Origin of the sequence: Pseudoalteromonas atlantica (assembly GCA_007988745.1) — a bacterium.
GTDB classification, from domain to species: domain Bacteria; phylum Pseudomonadota; class Gammaproteobacteria; order Enterobacterales; family Alteromonadaceae; genus Pseudoalteromonas; species Pseudoalteromonas atlantica.
In genome coordinates this window covers 60,400-76,838 of sequence record BJUT01000015.1, presented here as the reverse complement: position 1 = coordinate 76,838, position 16,439 = coordinate 60,400, and the positions used below count along the sequence as shown (strand labels likewise).

The 16,439-nt window shown below is 41.6% G+C and carries 16 protein-coding genes; 13 read left to right on the top strand and 3 right to left on the bottom strand.

Annotation, left to right across the window (positions count from 1 at the left end; all coding sequences use genetic code 11):
* The 3 genes from PAT01_RS08860 to fliD form a co-directional block, all read left to right on the top strand.
* The coding region (locus PAT01_RS08860) for a flagellin (RefSeq protein ID WP_318299743.1) at positions 1 to 521 on the top strand (521 nt) is incomplete at its 5' end.
* Between the two features lie 166 nt (positions 522 to 687).
* Positions 688 to 1,122, top strand: coding sequence for a flagellar protein FlaG (locus PAT01_RS08855; RefSeq protein ID WP_154945358.1), 435 nt, complete (start codon positions 688 to 690; stop codon positions 1,120 to 1,122).
* Between the two features lie 59 nt (positions 1,123 to 1,181).
* Positions 1,182 to 2,621, top strand: a complete 1,440-nt coding sequence (gene fliD / locus PAT01_RS08850) for a flagellar filament capping protein FliD (RefSeq protein ID WP_154945357.1) — start codon at positions 1,182 to 1,184, stop codon at positions 2,619 to 2,621.
* 96 nt (positions 2,622 to 2,717) lie between these two features.
* Here the strand turns inward: fliD and PAT01_RS08845 are convergent, their stop codons facing one another.
* The gene (locus PAT01_RS08845; RefSeq protein WP_154945356.1) at positions 2,718 to 3,014 is read right to left on the bottom strand and encodes a hypothetical protein; all 297 of its coding nucleotides are present in this window, start codon (positions 3,012 to 3,014) and stop codon (positions 2,718 to 2,720) included.
* Between the two features lie 4 nt (positions 3,015 to 3,018).
* Positions 3,019 to 3,420, bottom strand: coding sequence for a flagellar export chaperone FliS (gene fliS, locus PAT01_RS08840; RefSeq protein ID WP_058548563.1), 402 nt, complete (start codon positions 3,418 to 3,420; stop codon positions 3,019 to 3,021).
* A gap of 360 nt (positions 3,421 to 3,780) precedes the next feature.
* Between fliS and PAT01_RS08835 the strand changes: the two genes are divergently transcribed.
* Positions 3,781 to 5,214 (top strand): sigma-54 dependent transcriptional regulator, encoded by a 1,434-nt coding sequence (locus PAT01_RS08835; RefSeq protein WP_154945355.1) that lies wholly within the window; start codon positions 3,781 to 3,783, stop codon positions 5,212 to 5,214.
* A 95-nt stretch (positions 5,215 to 5,309) separates the two neighbouring features.
* Here the strand turns inward: PAT01_RS08835 and PAT01_RS08830 are convergent, their stop codons facing one another.
* Positions 5,310 to 5,897, bottom strand: coding sequence for a DNA-3-methyladenine glycosylase I (locus PAT01_RS08830; protein WP_154945354.1), 588 nt, complete (start codon positions 5,895 to 5,897; stop codon positions 5,310 to 5,312).
* Between the two features lie 132 nt (positions 5,898 to 6,029).
* On the opposite strand from PAT01_RS08830, the gene PAT01_RS08825 reads away from it, so the two are divergent.
* From PAT01_RS08825 to PAT01_RS08785, 9 genes are all read left to right on the top strand, one after another.
* A complete protein-coding gene (locus PAT01_RS08825; protein ID WP_064386717.1) occupies positions 6,030 to 7,142 on the top strand; it encodes a sensor histidine kinase in 1,113 nt (370 codons plus the stop codon).
* Complete coding sequence (locus PAT01_RS08820) at positions 7,139 to 8,563, top strand: sigma-54-dependent transcriptional regulator (protein ID WP_064386716.1); 1,425 nt, start codon at positions 7,139 to 7,141, stop codon at positions 8,561 to 8,563. The genes PAT01_RS08825 and PAT01_RS08820 overlap by 4 nt, the downstream gene beginning before the upstream one ends.
* A 172-nt stretch (positions 8,564 to 8,735) precedes the next feature.
* Positions 8,736 to 9,068, top strand: coding sequence for a flagellar hook-basal body complex protein FliE (gene fliE, locus PAT01_RS08815; protein WP_004588289.1), 333 nt, complete (start codon positions 8,736 to 8,738; stop codon positions 9,066 to 9,068).
* A 20-nt stretch (positions 9,069 to 9,088) separates the two neighbouring features.
* Positions 9,089 to 10,804, top strand: a complete 1,716-nt coding sequence (gene fliF / locus PAT01_RS08810) for a flagellar basal-body MS-ring/collar protein FliF (protein ID WP_004588290.1) — start codon at positions 9,089 to 9,091, stop codon at positions 10,802 to 10,804.
* Complete coding sequence (fliG, locus tag PAT01_RS08805) at positions 10,797 to 11,837, top strand: flagellar motor switch protein FliG (protein WP_096041358.1); 1,041 nt, start codon at positions 10,797 to 10,799, stop codon at positions 11,835 to 11,837. The genes fliF and fliG overlap by 8 nt, the downstream gene beginning before the upstream one ends.
* A 3-nt stretch (positions 11,838 to 11,840) precedes the next feature.
* Complete coding sequence (gene fliH, locus PAT01_RS08800) at positions 11,841 to 12,650, top strand: flagellar assembly protein FliH (protein WP_096041359.1); 810 nt, start codon at positions 11,841 to 11,843, stop codon at positions 12,648 to 12,650.
* An 18-nt stretch (positions 12,651 to 12,668) separates the two neighbouring features.
* Positions 12,669 to 14,003 carry a flagellar protein export ATPase FliI gene (gene fliI, locus PAT01_RS08795; protein WP_096041360.1) on the top strand — a complete coding sequence of 445 codons (1,335 nt, stop codon included), beginning with the start codon at positions 12,669 to 12,671 and terminating at the stop codon, positions 14,001 to 14,003.
* Positions 14,003 to 14,449, top strand: a complete 447-nt coding sequence (gene fliJ, locus PAT01_RS08790) for a flagellar export protein FliJ (RefSeq protein ID WP_004588294.1) — start codon at positions 14,003 to 14,005, stop codon at positions 14,447 to 14,449. The genes fliI and fliJ overlap by 1 nt, the downstream gene beginning before the upstream one ends.
* 89 nt (positions 14,450 to 14,538) lie before the next feature.
* On the top strand, positions 14,539 to 16,428 hold the full coding sequence (locus PAT01_RS08785) for a flagellar hook-length control protein FliK (RefSeq protein WP_154945353.1): 1,890 nt from the start codon (positions 14,539 to 14,541) through the stop codon (positions 16,426 to 16,428).
* Positions 16,429 to 16,439 lie beyond the last annotated feature (11 nt).

Here is a 16,439-nt window from a genome sequence, read left to right as displayed (position 1 = left end):
TTTTAACCATTAGAGCAACAGGGGTGGATGGCATTGACATGACAGATGGTACTCTTGGAGCTACATCAATGGGGCCAGTGGGCGGTACTCTCGTTACTAGTACTGCAACTTCTTCTAGTTTTGGCGCTAAGGTTGTAATGACGTCTGATAGTGAGTTTTCTACTGCTGGTGGTGCTGAGGCTATTGGTGCTGGTGATGCTTCTTTAAAAGCAATAAGTTCACTAGATATAGGTAGTGCGTTTGACTCTCAGAACGCCATAGATACAATCGATGCGGCTTTAGCATCAATAGATAGCCAAAGAGCTGATTTAGGTGCTGTTCAAAATCGTTTTGACCACACTATTAGTAACCTTGCTAATATTCAGGAAAACGTATCAGCATCACGTAGCCGTATCCAAGATACAGACTTTGCAACTGAAACAGCAGAAATGACTAAAAACCAAATTTTGCAACAAGCTGGTACGTCAATTTTATCGCAAGCGAACCAGTTACCACAAACAGCACTTAGCTTATTAGGTTAATAAGTTAAATGTTATAGCTTAATGGGTAGCTAGCTAGTACATAAAGTCAGTATTAGTTTTAAAAAAAGGAGGTGGCTTTAGCTACCTCCTTTTGTGGTTTAAGGATATAAATTAAGCTATTGTTAGTCTAATAACTATACAAGTTTGGCAATATTTAGGAGGCGTTATGAACACTATTACTTCAAACGCAGAAGTTACTATAGCATCAACATCTTTAACTGGTGAAGATAAACAAGTAGGGCAGCCTGGAGCGACATTGACTCAGCGCGCGGTTGATGACGTAAATAAAACGGATGAACAAGGCCCACAAAACCAGTTAAACAATCACTATACGCAGCAAAGAACTGAGGACAATAGTTCACAAAACCAACAACTTGAGCGTGAACAGCTTGAAAAAGTGGCGCAACAATTGCAGGAGTTTATGGGAGAGATGAGCCGTAGTCTGCAATTCCAAGTTGATGAAGACTCTGGGCGTGATGTAATTAAAATACTCGATAAAACCAGTGGTGATGTAATTAAGCAGTACCCCTCGGAAGAAGTGTTGAGTTTAGTGTCAAAGCTTTCTGAATCTGCCGGTATTTTAATTGACCAAACCGTTTAGCGGCAATTGTTACACGTATATTTAGTTAGCTTTTTTTAAGGTGTTTAAAGGGGTGAAGTATGTCTATTTCGTTTAATGGTTTGGGCTCTGGCTTAGCTGTATCAGACATTGTGGATGCATTAGTGAATGCTGAGCAGGCTCCTGCTGAGGCTCGTTTAAATACTACTGAAAGTAACTTAACTACAGATATATCAGCTGCAGGCGCATTAAAATCTGCTTTAGAGCAGGTGCAAACGGCTATGGAGGCATTAGGCGATAGTGATAACTACCAAAAGCGTAGTACGTCTGGTAATGATGACTTTATATCAATTAGCGCCGATGAAGACGCTCAGCCAGGTAGCTACAATGTAAAAGTAGATGCATTAGCGCAAGCTCATAAATTGTCATCTCCTGCATTTGCTGCCGATGAGGCAATTGGCGCCGGTGTAATTACAATTGGTTCTGGTGAAAACAGTTTTTCCACTGTTCTGTCTGCAACTAATACCTTAGAAGATTTACGCGACCAAATTAATAACGGCCCCTTTACGGGCAGCGATAGTAATGACTCGGTTGTGGCGACTATAGTAACCAGTGATGATGGCCAGCATTTAGTACTTACTAGTAAAGAAACTGGTGAAGACAATGCAATTACTATTACCGTACAAGATGACGATGGTAATAATACTGACACTGGTGGGCTCTCACGGTTAGCTTACGATGTATCTGACGCAGACCCGCTAAACCATACTACAAACCTAACAGAAGTAAACGCTGCGCAAAATGCACAAATAACGATTGACGGCACATTAACGGTATCAAGCAATACTAATGAATTTAGCAATGTAATTGATGGCGTGGATATCACCGCAGAAAAATTGCATGATGCCGACGATGATGTGAGCGATATTTCCGTCACTGAAAATAATAATAATATACAAGCAGGTTTAAATAGTTTTATTACAAGTTACAATGAGCTGTTAGAGCTTAGTAATAGTTTAGGTGCATCAGGTGAAAGTGGCGCTGGTGTAATGGCGGGAGATTCACTACTTCGTGGTGTTATGTCAAAACTACGTAGTGAAATAACTGAGTCAGTTGATTTAGGTGATGGTAATTCATTATCACTTTCACAATTAGGTGTTGAAACAGACCGCTACGGTGTTTTATCACTCAATACTGAAACACTAAACGAGCAAATAGATTCAGACGTAGATTTAGTGCAACAGTTTTTTGTGGGTAGTGATGAAGATGAGGGCGGCTTTGCCCAGTCTTTTGATGACTTAATGAGCTTTTATACAGATTCCGATGGTATTATTCAAAACCGTATAGACAGTAAAACAAATCAATTAGAAGATATCGATGACCAACGACTTAGCCTTGCCAGCAAGATGGAGTCGTTATCAGACAGGTTATATGCTCAATATAATGCCATGGATTTACTGGTAGCGAGCCTCAACTCTACAAGTAGTTATGTGCAAGCACAGCTTGAAAATATGCCTGGCGTGGTGAGTAACAATTCATAACCAGTAAAATTTGTTAGTGCCTATATTAAAAAAAACCGTTTTGTAAACGGTTTTTTTAATGCTTAATTAAGTTTAAATAGAGCTGTCGATATTTAATCAAACTGACTTATAGGCAGAGATAGCTTTTCCCGTTTTTTTTTGCTTGATTATAGCTTTTGATGATTCGTTCTTTTTAGCCATTGCTTGCTTGCTTATAGTGTTAATAGCAGCTTGAATAGCCTCTAATTCTTGAGCTTTTGGCGGGGCATCACTTTCGCACCAGTTTTTAAGCTCAATATTTAAAGTATCCATACTAGGTTTAGCTTCATCAGCTTTATTGCTTTGTACTAATGCTTCAATATTATTAAGCAGCTCATTAATATGCTTTGCTTTAGCTGAAAGGCTTTGACCCATAGCCTTATACCGCAGGGCTGCGTTGATCTGCTGGAATACTATCCCAGCCTTCTTTTATTTCTTTAATGATGCTTGAAACTTCAACAACTGCTTCAATATCATTATTTATATTAGCTTGAGTTAACTTACGTTGGCAGTAAGCGTATAACGCCAATAAATTATCAGAAATACTAGGATCTTGCTCTACCTCTAAGTTAAGTGCATCTTGCAGTGCACCTAGTAGTAAAATGCATGCTGAGAGATTTTCGCCTTTCTTTTCTATTTCTTTGCGTTCAATAAAACCCTTAGTAGCGGCTAAGCGACCAATAATATTACTAAAAATAAGGTTTATTTGTTCATACGGCGCCATTTCTGCAATGTTACTTGCACGAACTTGACTGTATTTTTTCAGTGAGACATGTGCCATGGGAAAATCCTAAAATTTAACTACTAAAATTATGTAAAACTAATATCAAAACAAAAGCAATATTAATGCCAAACGTTTTACTATCGTATAGTTATCGGCACTGCTGCTTTCAACTTAAGTAAATAATAGCTTATATATTTTGTATAATGGGTAATTTGTCCTTTAAAGTTTTAGTAAGCTTTTATATTGGGTTTATATAAACTGATACTTAATGATTAATTCTTAAGTATGATTGATTTTACTAATCCGTCTATTTTTTGGCGTTTATGTCAAAAAACCGCCGCTATTACTTGCATCCATACAGATCTCGCTTACAATTTAGCTAATAAAATGAATTAGTGAAATTATGGCTCGCTAACTATGATATTGATTTTAGATAATAATAACCGTGCAATAGGATTAAATGCATCACTTACCTTTATTGGGGAAGCTGTGCAGTTGCTTGATGAAAGTGATTTTGAAGAAGTATGTAGTAAGTATCAACAGCAAGAATGCATTGTTATTTTAGGCGCATTACAAAGCTTAGATCATGAAGGCTTAATTAAGCGTTTTCCAACCCTGCCTTTTTTACTGATTGGTGAAACACTCAAGCCCTTATTAAATATTGCGAATGTAGTTGGCTTAATTTGTGAGCCGTTTAATCACGAAGTAACCACACAGTTATTACACGACTGCCAACAGTACCAACGTATGTTGCCTGGTAGCCACAAGCAGCATAAACCACACAAAACATTTGATGGTTTAGTTGGCGAAACAGACGCGGTTAAAAACGTACGCTTTTTAATTGAGCAGGTGGCTAAAACCGATGCAAACGTGCTTATTTTAGGCGAGTCGGGTACTGGTAAAGAGGTGGTTGCGCGTAACGTCCATTTATTATCTAAACGCAATACGGGGCCGTTTGTACCAGTAAACTGTGGCGCCATTCCTGGAGAGTTGCTCGAAAGCGAGCTATTCGGTCACGAAAAAGGGGCGTTTACCGGCGCTATTTCTGCACGTAAAGGGCGCTTTGAATTGGCTCAAGGCGGTACGCTATTTTTAGATGAAATTGGCGATATGCCGCTGCAAATGCAAGTAAAGTTATTGCGTGTATTACAAGAGCGCAGCTACGAGCGTGTAGGTGGCACAAAAGCTATTCAAGCAGATGTACGGGTGATTGCCGCTACTCATCGCAACCTTGAGGAAATGATTGAAAAGGGCAGCTTTAGGGAAGATTTATACTACCGTTTAAACGTGTTTCCTATTGAAAACCCGTCTCTTAATGAGCGTGCAGACGACATACCTTTATTACTTAAAGAGTTAATGCGTCGTGTGAATGAGCAAAGTGGTACGTCGGCTAAATTTACAGAGCGCGCGGTAGAGAGCCTAAAAGAGCATGCTTGGCCTGGTAATATTCGAGAGCTTGCTAATTTAGTGGAGCGCATGGTGATTATGTTCCCTGAAAAAGTAGTGGATGTATCCGATTTACCTAATAAATACCGCTACATCGAGGTAGACGCATACGAGCCTGAATACCCTGAAGAGCTACTTGAAAAAGATGCCTTTAACGATATTTTTAGCTCAGGTTTTAGCGATTATGATAATGAACCAGAGCCTGAATTTAGCCAACCAGGATCTGGCGTATTACCCGAAGAGGGTATAGAGCTTAAAGATTATTTAGCAGAGCTTGAAATTAGCTTAATTACCCAAGCGTTAGAGCGTTTTGATTACGTTGTTGCGCGCGCCGCAGAAATATTAGGTGTAAGGCGTACAACGCTTGTCGAAAAAATGAAAAAGTACAATCTATCGCGAGATTAGCCAAACTTAGCAAGTGCCGAACCACTACAAATTACCGAGTTTGGCTCTTTTAATTTCTTGCTTACAGCTTACAGCTTACAGGTTACAGCTTATAGCTAATAATTTTTAATAATCTCGGCTCTTCTAAAACAATTATTACTATGATCGTTTACCATGCCACAGGCCTGCATATGTGCGTATACCGTTGTAGGGCCTAAAAATTTAAAACCTCGTTTTTTTAAATCCTTTGCAAACGCTTTTGACTCCTCGGTAATTGCAGGGGTGTCTTCAACACTATTTAAATCACTAATAATTGGTTTATTGCCAACAAATCCCCATTGGTAATTACTAAAGCTGCCAAATTCTTTTTGAATCTCAATTAACCGTTGAGCATTATTAACTGTGGCAGCAATTTTTAAGCGGTTCCGCACTATGCTCTCATCTTGCATTAGCCGTTCTATATCATCGGCTGTAAAGTTAGCCACTTTTTGCACATTAAAATTAGCAAATGCTTTTTTATAGCCTGCGCGCTTTTTTAAAATGGTGTACCAACTTAAGCCCGCTTGTGCCGACTCGAGGGTAATAAATTCAAATAATTTCGTATCGTCATAAAGGGGGACTCCCCATTCTTCATCATGGTATTTCACATAATCAGGCTTTGTGGCGTCGAGCCATGCACAACGGCATTTATTTTGCTCACTCATTATTATTCCTTTTAGTGTGCGTCATTTTTTTGTTACGCGATATTGTAAGGTAACTAAATGAAAAATATATAAAATAATATTGGTATAAATTGTGCATTTAGCCCTGTATCTACATCATTAAGAGATTTGATTATGGCCCTTGCGAGTGTACTTAAACCACAGTTTATTACTGCAAAACAGTATAACCCATGTTTACTTCAAGAAGAGTACATTGGTGAATTAAGTGATTTAAGACAGCAGGCAAGTTGGCTGTCGCACTTAGTTGATACCATGCCTGCGGGTGTTGTAGTGCTTGATGGCAAAGGGCTTATTGCAAAAGCCAATCAAATAGCGATTGATATGTTAGGCGAGCCGCTCGAAGGAGAGAAGTGGTTTAACATTATTCAGCGCTCTTTTCGTCCCCACCAAGATGATGGACATGAAGTGTCGCTCAAAGATGGGCGCCTTATAAAGCTTGATATTACTGCGCTAGCGCCAGAGCCTGGGCAATTAATATTAATGACAGATTTAACAGAAACGCGCCGTTTGCAAAAGCGCGTAGCCCATATGCAGCGCCTAAGCGCGTTAGGTAAAATGGTGGCTTCGCTTGCGCACCAAGTGCGTACACCGCTTTCGGCGGCTATGTTATACGCGGCCAATTTGGGCTCTAAAAAGCTACCAGAGTCATCACGCGATAACTTTCAAACTAAGTTAATGTCGCGTTTAAAAGATTTAGAAACCCAAGTTAACGATATGCTACTTTTTGCCAAAAGCGGCGAGCAACAAGTGGTTGAACAGGTTTCTATGCAGCAGCTTTTAAACGAGGTAAAACTAGGTGCCGATGCAATGGTGGCCTTAAATAACAGCTCACTTGTTGTTGAGCTACCAGAGCCAGACATAGAAATTACCGGTAATAAAACCGCGCTGGCCAGTGCTATTCAAAACCTTATTCACAATAGTATCCAAATTATTGGCAGCCAAGCCCTGGTGACATTGAAAGCGCAGCGCGATAGCAGCGAACCCGATACCGTGCGTATTAGCGTATGCGATAACGGCCCTGGTGTAGAGTTGAGCCAAATAGAGAAAATTTTTGAACCGTTTTATACCACAAAAAGCCAAGGTACAGGGCTTGGGCTTGCTGTTGTAAGCTCTGTGGCTAATGCGCATCAAGGACGTGTTGAAGTGGTTAATAATGCCAATGGTGGTGCATGTTTTAGTTTATTGCTGCCCATATGCACGGCCTCAACGCAGGAGAAAACAGCATGAGTAATACAATACTAGTGGTTGAAGATGATGCAGGTTTAAGAGAAGCACTCATAGACACGTTAGAAATGTCGGGTATTGCCTGTGTTGCAGCCGATAGTGCTGAGCAAGCCATGATCCAATTAAAAAAATCTGAGTTTTCATTAGTGGTCAGTGACGTGCAAATGGGCGCGATGAGCGGCCTAGATTTACTTAGAAGCATTAAGCTTAACTACCCAGATCTCCCCGTATTAATGATGACTGCCTATGCAACGATTGATGATGCAGTAGAGGCAATGCGCTTAGGCGCAATTGATTATATGGCTAAACCATTTGCCCCTGAGGTGCTTTTAAATATGGTTAGTCGGTATTTACCCGAAAAGCCAAAAGACACTGACGGCCCAATTGTTGCCGACCCAAGCAGTATTGCGCTTTTAGAACTGGCGAGCAAAGTGGCGCGCTCAGATGCAAGTGTTATGGTGCTAGGCCCTAGTGGCTCTGGTAAAGAAGTGTTAGCGCGCTACATTCACGATAAATCAAACCGATGCGATGCGCCTTTTGTGGCAATAAACTGTGCGGCTATTCCCGAAAACATGCTTGAAGCCACTTTATTTGGCTACGAAAAAGGCGCGTTTACCGGTGCAATACAAGCATGCCCAGGTAAATTTGAACAAGCCCAAGGCGGCACCATATTACTTGATGAAATAACCGAAATGGACTTGGGGCTGCAAGCTAAGCTATTACGGGTATTGCAAGAGCGTGAAGTTGAGCGTTTAGGTGCCCGAAAAACAATTTCACTCGATGTAAGAGTACTCGCAACCAGTAACCGCGACCTAAAAGAAGCCGTTGCAGATAATCAATTTAGAGAAGACTTATATTATCGCTTAAATGTATTTCCTCTAATGTGGCGACCGCTTTGTGATCGCCCAGGGGATATAATTGTATTGGCTAAGCATTTAATAGAGCGCCATTTAGTTAAAAGTAAAGAGCCGCTAGCAACGCTTGATAGTGCCGCTGAACAAAAATTACTAAGCCATGCATGGCCTGGTAATGTACGCGAGCTTGATAATGTAATTCAACGTGCGCTTATTTTGCGAACGGGCAATGTAATTGGCGAACAGGCCATTTTTATTGAAAACTTAATGCAAGCGCCAATTAACAGTACGCCTACACAGGAGATAGCGCCTGAACAAGCGAACACTCCCAGTGGCGCGTATTATGATGACAAAATAACGCCTGCAGAGGCGAGTAGCTCTCTGCCTAGTGTTGATACTGGCAGCTATAAAGATGAGCTAAAAGATAAAGAGCATAAAATAATATTAGAGACCCTAGCGCGCTGCCAAGGCAAACGTAAAGATGTTGCACAAACACTTGGGATCAGTCCGCGTACTTTACGTTATAAACTAGCGCAAATGCGCGATTTAGGTATTTCGCTGCCCGCATAACTTTATCCCTTTCTTCTATATAACCCTAAACTAACCACGCTTAGTTTAGGGTTGTCAAATCTCTGACTCTTAAAAATAATAGTTAACCTTATGTAATTAAAGGTTTATTTTTATGGCACACTTTGTGCTTTATTCCCTTTATGAACGTTAACTGCATTTGCCAGAGAAAATTATGAAAATTCAAAACAGCGCGCTATTTCAAGAAATGCAATCAATGGCTTTAGAAGCAGGCCATACAAATCAAATCAATAAGCTACCTACTCAAGCTCAGCCAACATCGTCTGCTCAATTCGGTGACTTACTAAGTGATGCATTAAACACGGTTAATGGCTTACAACAAGATGCTAAACAAAAAGTAGTGGCTGTTGAAATGGGTGATAGAAGTGTATCGCTTGCTGAGGCAATGATTGCCTCACAAAAATCGTCAGTGGCATTTGAGGCTACAGTACAAGTAAGAAATAAACTTGTTGAGTCATACCAAGAAATTATGAACATGCCTGTTTAAGTAGGTAGTGGAGAATTATTGTGGCGCAATCTAATCAATCAACAGATCTTGCTCTTGCTGGCGGCGGTATTGACCAAAGCGAAGATAACGAGCAACAAGAACAAAAGTCGGGCTACTTAAGCGCCTTAAATGGTGTTGATGTGCTTCGCCAAGTCACCCTTATTATTGCGCTGGCTATTTGTTTAGCTATTGCCATATTTGTGATTATTTGGGCACGTCAGCCAGACATGCGCCCACTTGGTAAAATGCCAACAGAGGAGCTGATCCAAACCCTTGATTTTTTAGATGCACAAAAAATTGACTACGAGCTAGACGGCAACGTAATTTCGGTTGATGAAAGCGAGTATCAAAACATTAAATTGCTAATGGCCCGTGAAGGCCTAGAGCAAGGTCCTACCTCAGGCACCGATATCATAATGCAAGATATGGGCTTTGGTGTTAGCCAACGATTAGAGCGTGAACGTTTAAAACATGGCCGCGAGCAACAACTTGCCCGCACCATAGAAGAATTAAACAACGTAACACGCGCTAAAGTTTTATTAGCCATTCCAAAAGAAAACGTATTTGCACGCAGAGAAAAAAAGCCATCAGCCACAGTGGTATTAACTCTTAAGCGCGGCAGAATGCTTGATGGCGAAGAAATTGACTCAGTGGTTGATATGATTGCCTCTGCAGTACAGGGGCTCGAGCCTTCACGTGTTACGGTAACAGATCAAAACGGCCGCTTACTTAATTCAGGCTCGCAAGATTCATTAGCAGCACGCTCTCGTAAAGAGTACGACATTGAAAGAAAGCGTGAGCAAGAGTATTTAGAGAAAATAGACAGTATTCTTATTCCTGTAGTCGGCTTGGGTAACTACACGGCGCAAGTTGATTTAAATATGGACTTTAGCTCAGTAGAAGAAACACAAAAGCGCTACAACCCAGACTTACCAGCAGTAAGAAGCGAAACCACATTTGAAGAGAACAACATTGGTGGCTTAGCGGTAGGTATCCCTGGGGCACTCACTAATCAACCCCCTATGAATTCAACTATTCCAGAAGTGGCAGGTCAAGGTAATGCTGGTACGGCAACGAACCCAAGCCGAGTGCATAAAGAGGCTACACGTAACTTTGAGCTAGACACCACCATTTCGCATAAGCGCCAACAAACAGGGGTTATTCGCAGAATTAGCGTCTCGGTTGCCGTTGATTATGTGCCAAAAGTAGGTGAAAACGGCGAAACAACCATGGCGCCGCGCTCGGTAGAGGCTTTGTCAAATATACGTCGCCTATTACAAGGTGGGGTAGGTTTTGATATGCAACGTGGCGATGCATTAGAGGTGGTAACCGTGCCATTTGTACGCGAAGCAGTTGATTTAGATTTAGAAGTACCGCTGTGGGAGCAGGACTGGTTTATGAAAATCGTCCGCTTAGTACTGGGTGCGCTGGTTATTATTGTGCTTATTATGGCAGTTGTTAAGCCTATGCTTAAACGCTTAATATACCCAGATGATACGCTCGAAGAGTATGATGAAGATGCATTAAGCTCAGGGGTGGATATTGGCGATAGCACGCTAGATATGCTAAATAAAGACTTTGATTCTGCTTCTGTAGGCTTCTCAAGCGATGGTACACTACAGCTGCCAGATTTACATGGCGACGAAGATTTGCTTAAAGCAGTAAGAGCACTTGTAGCGAACGAACCTGAACTATCATCACAAGTAGTGAAAGCGTGGTTAACAGAAGATGACTGATCAAGAACAAAAACAACTCCCGCCAGCGTTTGATGTTGACAAGTTAGATGGCGTAGATAAAGCTGCAATTCTTTTATTGAGCTTATCTGAAGAAGATGCAGCGCAAATACTTAAACACTTAGAGCCTAAGCAAGTGCAAAAAGTGGGGATGGCAATGGCTGCGCTAGATGACTTGTCACAATCTAAAATAAGCGCAGTTCACAATTTATTTATAGAACAAATACAAAGCTTTAGTACAATTGGCTTCCAGTCAGAAGACTTTATTAAAAAGGCGCTTACCGCCGCATTAGGTGAAGATAAAGCAGCTAGTTTAATCGACCAAATTGTAATGGGCTCGGGCGCTAAAGGCTTAGATTCACTTAAATGGATGGACTCAAAGCAAGTTGCCAATATTATTCGTAATGAGCACCCGCAAATTCAAACTATTGTTTTATCGTATTTAGAGCCTGAGCAATCGGCAGAAATCTTAGCGCAATTTCCTGAAAAAGTGCGCCTAGATTTAACTATGCGTATTGCGAACCTTGAAGAAGTGCAACCTGCAGCATTGCAAGAACTTAACGAGATTATGGAAAAACAATTTGCCGGCCAAGCAGGCGCACAAGCCGCTAAAATGGGTGGCTTAAAAGCCGCGGCAGATATCATGAACTACCTAGATACAAATGTAGAAGGGCAGTTGATGGACTCTATTCGTGAACACGATGAAGAAATGTCTCAGCAAATTCAAGATCTTATGTTTGTATTTGAAAACCTTTTGGATGTGGATGACCGCGGTATTCAAGCCATACTGCGTGAAGTACAGCAAGACGTACTAATGAAAGCCATTAAAGGGACTGATGAAGCGCTTAAAGATAAAATTTTGGGTAATATGTCTAAACGTGCTGCCGAAATGCTTGCCGATGATTTAGAGGCAATGGCACCGGTTAGAATAAGTGAAGTAGAAGCTGCCCAAAAAGAAGTGCTTTCAACAGCAAGGCGTCTATCTGACGCAGGTGAAGTTCAGCTAGGCGGCGGCGGTGGCGAGGAGTTCCTGTAAGCTATGTCTAAATTAAAAGGTCGCCCTTTACATGCAGATGATGCTGATGAGCTTTTAAAAAACTGGCCAATACCTGACGTTGCTCCTGATGAGCGTAGTTTTGGCAATCGTTCAACGGCTTTTGGCACACCGCTTTCTGATTTGTATAAAAAAGAAGTTGAAGAAGAAGCAGTAGAAGACACTCAGCCGCAAGAGCCTGAACTGCCTTCGTTAACTATGGCTGAGCTTGAGCGCATTAGGCAAGATGCTTATGAGGAAGGCTTAAAGCAAGGGCACGAACAAGGCTACATAGATGGCTTTGAAAAAGGGGTTGGTGAGGGCAAAGAAGCAGGCTATAAAGAAGGCGTAGAGCTTGGTAAAACACAAGGCCAAGAAGACGTAAAGCCGTTAATAGAAGAGCAGTTAACCAGCTTGCGTAGCATAATCGACAACCTCAGCGCTCCGCTTGATAAAGTGGACGAACTGGCAGAAAAGCACCTAGTGCAATTAGCGGTTATGTTGGCAGAAGCTATAACCTATCAAGAAATTAAAACATCGCCCGATGTTATTTTACATACGCTTAAAAAAAGCATAGATGCATTAAATACTGAGCAAGAAAAAGTTCGTGTGCATTTAAACCCAGATGACCTAGAACTGGTAAAGCAAAGCTATGGTGAGCAAACAATTGCAGATAATAATTGGCAGCTAATTGCAGAACCCACACTCGAGCGCGGCGGTTGCGAAGTTAAAACGCCTCAATCGTCTTTAGATATGACCCTAAAAACCCGTGTCAAAGAAACGTTGGATAGTTTTTTGCATAATAGTGGTATCTAATCTTTTTTGTGGCGTGTTATGGCAGCTCAACGTGCACCTCTAAGCGAACGCTTAAATCAATACCAACACCATATTGCAGCGTTTAAACCTGCTGTAGCGGGTATTTTAACCCGAGTAGTCGGTTTAACCCTTGAGGCGAAAGGGCTACGTGCGCCTGTAGGCAGCCAATGCAAAATAGAAACTATGTCAGGGTTTGTAGATGCTGAGGTGGTGGGCTTTAGTGAGCAAACCCTTTACTTAATGCCTAATGACCACATTTCCGGTGTGTTACCCGGTGCGCGTGTTATTCCACAAGTAAATGATACCGGATTGCCCGTTGGTATGAGCCTACTGGGCCGCGTTGTTGATGGCTTAGGCCGCCCGCTTGACGGCCTGGGGAAAATTAACGCCGAACACTATTTAAAGTTTGCACAAAACCCCATAAACCCCCTCGCTAGAAGACCAATCAGCCAACCTATGGATGTAGGTGTACGGGCTATAAACTCAGTTATTACTGTAGGGCAAGGCCAGCGTATGGGTTTGTTTGCAGGCTCTGGTGTTGGTAAATCGGTCCTCTTAGGTATGATGACCCGCGGCAGTGAAGCCGATGTTATTGTGGTTGGCCTAGTGGGTGAGCGTGGCCGTGAGGTAAAAGAATTTATTGAAGAGATACTCGGTGTAGAAGGGCGCAAACGCTCTGTTGTGGTAGCTGCTCCTGCTGATGCATCGCCCCTTATGCGCTTGAAAGGCTGTGAAAGTGCGGTGACCATTGCTGAGTACTTTCGTGATCAAGGATTAAACGTATTGTTATTGCTTGATTCAGTAACCCGTTACGCCATGGCGCAACGCGAAATAGCGCTAGCGGTTGGCGAACCTCCTGCAACAAAAGGGTATCCGCCTTCTGTATTTGCTAAATTACCGGCGCTGGTGGAGCGAGCGGGTAATGGCGGCGAAGGGCAAGGGTCTATCACTGCGTTTTTTACTGTGCTTAGTGAGGGCGATGATATGCAAGACCCAATAGCCGATGCTGCACGTGCTATTTTAGATGGGCATATTGTACTTTCGCGTGACTTAGCCGATAGCGGTCATTACCCCGCGATAGATATCGAAAAATCAATTTCTCGTGTTATGCCGCAAGTGGTGTCTGAGCCTCATATGCAGCAGGCCCGCGTATTAAAACAAGTGTATTCAATGTATCAGCAAAATAAAGATATGATCACCTTAGGTGCGTATCAAAAAGGGGCTGACCAAATGCTTGATCAAGCTATAAATATGATGCCGCGCGTAAATGCGTTTTTACAGCAAGGTATGCGTGATGTAATAAGTTACGACGATGGTTTACACGGTCTAGCTCAATTACTAGGACAAGCATAATGGCAAAAAATAAGCTCGATTTACTGCTTAAGCTCGAAAACGACAAAGAAGAAAATCTGCGCATGAGCTACTTACAAGCCAATCAAAATTTACAAGCTAACCAACAAAAGCTGCAAGGGTTAAATAACTTTAGATTAGAATACTCTCAGCAATTACATGTGAAAGGAAAGTCCGGTTTATCAAGCGCGGGCTTTGGCCAGTACCATGCCTTTATAGCAAAAATTGAAGAAGCGATTCGTCAGCAAGCCAGTACGGTAAATACCGCTAAGCAAGTTGTAACACAGCGTAAAGCTTTGTGGTTAAAGCAGCAGGTAAAAGCAAAAGCCGTAGCAAAATTAATTGAAAAACAAAACCTAAAAGCAGCGGCGTTAATGGCAAAGAGTGAGCAAAAAATGCTGGACGAGTTTTCTGCTAATCAATTTTTTCAGCGCCGTAAAAGTTTATAACTCTGGCGCGTTTATTGCTTTATTGGTAGGTGGTAATTAATTTTGGCAAAGTGCGGTGGCAACTTGCCGCAGTGCTGTGTAGGTGAATTATGGCAATAAACGATATTTCAATGTTGGCAACAGCTGAAAAAGACTCTTTTTTAGCATTTAAAGACAGTAACTTACCTGCAGGTAACGAATCTGGTGATGATTTTTTAAGCCAGCTACAAGATGCAGACAAACCCTTTGTATTACCTTCTAATTCTGAGGCTCCTAGCCAAGCAGGCTCTTTATTGCCAATAGATGATAAGCAGCTAGCCAATAGCAAAAAACCGACAGCTTCATTAAGTGATGACACGCAAGATACGTTATTATCTGGCGATAGCGTTTTAGCACAAATAAACTCCTCGCAAGTGATTGACGTAAGTGTAAAAAAACACGGCAATAGCGATAATGATTTTAGCGATTTAAGTGTAAAAAAGAGTGATAAAAGTGTTAGCTTTTTAGCTTCGCAATTAGGTGAAACTGATGAAGCAGATGCCATAACGACTAAAGCCGAAGATACTCTTTTAACTGATAATAATAGCAACGGCAAAAAAAGTGCGTTTACAAACGCTGAGCTTGAAACTAAAGCAGCTAAGCAAAGCGCTGGAGAAAATTTAGCCCCTTCTTTAAAAAATGAAGGTAAAGGTGCTGAGAATACAAAAGCGCCAGGCTCTGCGTTAGATGCTGAAGGTGCGCTGCCTATAAGCGATGCAGACATAGATCAATTAGCCAAAGAACTGACTCGTTCATCTACGCAATCAGAGCTATCAACTACATCTAAAGTACTCAACTCATTAAGCGAAGCGCAACGTGCACAATTAAACGAGCACGTTAAAAGCTCCTTTGCTGAAACCACGCCAAGTGAAAGTGATGATCGTGCTAGCTCCGTTAAACAATTACTGACAGAGTTTGTTGTACAAAACGAAAAAGCTCCAAGCACGCTCGGTGATCTAGTTCAATCTCAGTTAAAAAACCTAAATAGCGATGAAAAGCAGGCGCTACTTAGCCAATTGAAAAGCTATGTGAGTAACGAGCAACCAACAGGTGATACGCTCAAAAAAGTAAATGAAACAATAAGCAACTTACAAACTATGCTTGATGCGCAGCTTAGTGAGAGCAAAGCGCAAAGTGTGTCGAGCTCTGCAAATGTGGCTTTAAATGCGCAGCAAGCCAGTAATGCTGCAATGAATGCGAATACACCGCAAAATAAAGCCATGATTAATACTGAAGCACCCTCTAGTATTGAGCAAGACGGTGTAAATCCAGAAGAGTTAAACGCCCTAGAGGCCGAGCAGGAAAGCTTACTTAAAGAGCCTAAAACAAATACTGGTTTATCGCGTGTAGCTCAGGTGTTTACGTTGATAACCGATGGCGTTAATAACACGCAGGCACAAATAAATACTCAGTATGACAACGCTCGTTATGAGCAGTCTATTTTAGAGAGCCAAGCTATACAGTCGCAGCAATTACAAAGCAGCACCGCGCAGGTTAAGCAGGTAAATATAGATGCAAGTATGATGCAGGTTATTAATATTGTTAAAAGTGATGCAGCTAAAATGCTTCAAGAGCGTGTATCTTCAATGCTAAGCATTAGCAATAAAGAAGCTGAAATTCGCTTAGATCCGCCAGAAATGGGCAGTATGCAAATTCGTATCAGAAGTGATGCTGAACAAGCACAAATAAATTTTGTAGTGCAAAACCAGCAAGCTAAAGAAGCACTTGAACAATCAATGCCGCGTTTACGTGAAATGTTAGCCGAGCAGGGAATTGATTTAGGTGAAAGTACGATTTCTTACGGGCAATCTGGTAATGAGCAAAGCGATGAAGGCGAGGAGCAATCACAAGGTCAAACGGCTAATAAAAATACACAGCAGGATAAAAATGATGAGCAAGATGGGGCTAACCCACAAAGTTCTCGACAACAAACTTCATCATCAATAGATTACTATGCCTAAGTACTGCTATT

Excerpts from the sequence above, each read along its gene's own strand:
- PAT01_RS08855 (WP_154945358.1), top strand. The coding sequence starts at position 688 with ATGAACACTATTACTTCAAACGCAGAAGTTACTATAGCATCAACATCT.
- fliD (WP_154945357.1), top strand. The coding sequence starts at position 1,182 with ATGTCTATTTCGTTTAATGGTTTGGGCTCTGGCTTAGCTGTATCAGAC.
- fliI (WP_096041360.1), top strand. The coding sequence starts at position 12,669 with ATGGCAGCTCAACGTGCACCTCTAAGCGAACGCTTAAATCAATACCAA.
- PAT01_RS08845 (WP_154945356.1), bottom strand. The coding sequence starts at position 3,014 with ATGGGTCAAAGCCTTTCAGCTAAAGCAAAGCATATTAATGAGCTGCTT.
- fliS (WP_058548563.1), bottom strand. The coding sequence starts at position 3,420 with ATGGCACATGTCTCACTGAAAAAATACAGTCAAGTTCGTGCAAGTAAC.
- PAT01_RS08830 (WP_154945354.1), bottom strand. The coding sequence starts at position 5,897 with ATGAGTGAGCAAAATAAATGCCGTTGTGCATGGCTCGACGCCACAAAG.
- PAT01_RS08820 (WP_064386716.1), top strand. The coding sequence starts at position 7,139 with ATGAGTAATACAATACTAGTGGTTGAAGATGATGCAGGTTTAAGAGAA.
- fliG (WP_096041358.1), top strand. The coding sequence starts at position 10,797 with ATGACTGATCAAGAACAAAAACAACTCCCGCCAGCGTTTGATGTTGAC.
- PAT01_RS08825 (WP_064386717.1), top strand. The coding sequence starts at position 6,030 with ATGGCCCTTGCGAGTGTACTTAAACCACAGTTTATTACTGCAAAACAG.
- PAT01_RS08785 (WP_154945353.1), top strand. The coding sequence starts at position 14,539 with ATGGCAATAAACGATATTTCAATGTTGGCAACAGCTGAAAAAGACTCT.
- fliJ (WP_004588294.1), top strand. The coding sequence starts at position 14,003 with ATGGCAAAAAATAAGCTCGATTTACTGCTTAAGCTCGAAAACGACAAA.
- PAT01_RS08835 (WP_154945355.1), top strand. The coding sequence starts at position 3,781 with ATGATATTGATTTTAGATAATAATAACCGTGCAATAGGATTAAATGCA.
- fliE (WP_004588289.1), top strand. The coding sequence starts at position 8,736 with ATGAAAATTCAAAACAGCGCGCTATTTCAAGAAATGCAATCAATGGCT.
- fliH (WP_096041359.1), top strand. The coding sequence starts at position 11,841 with ATGTCTAAATTAAAAGGTCGCCCTTTACATGCAGATGATGCTGATGAG.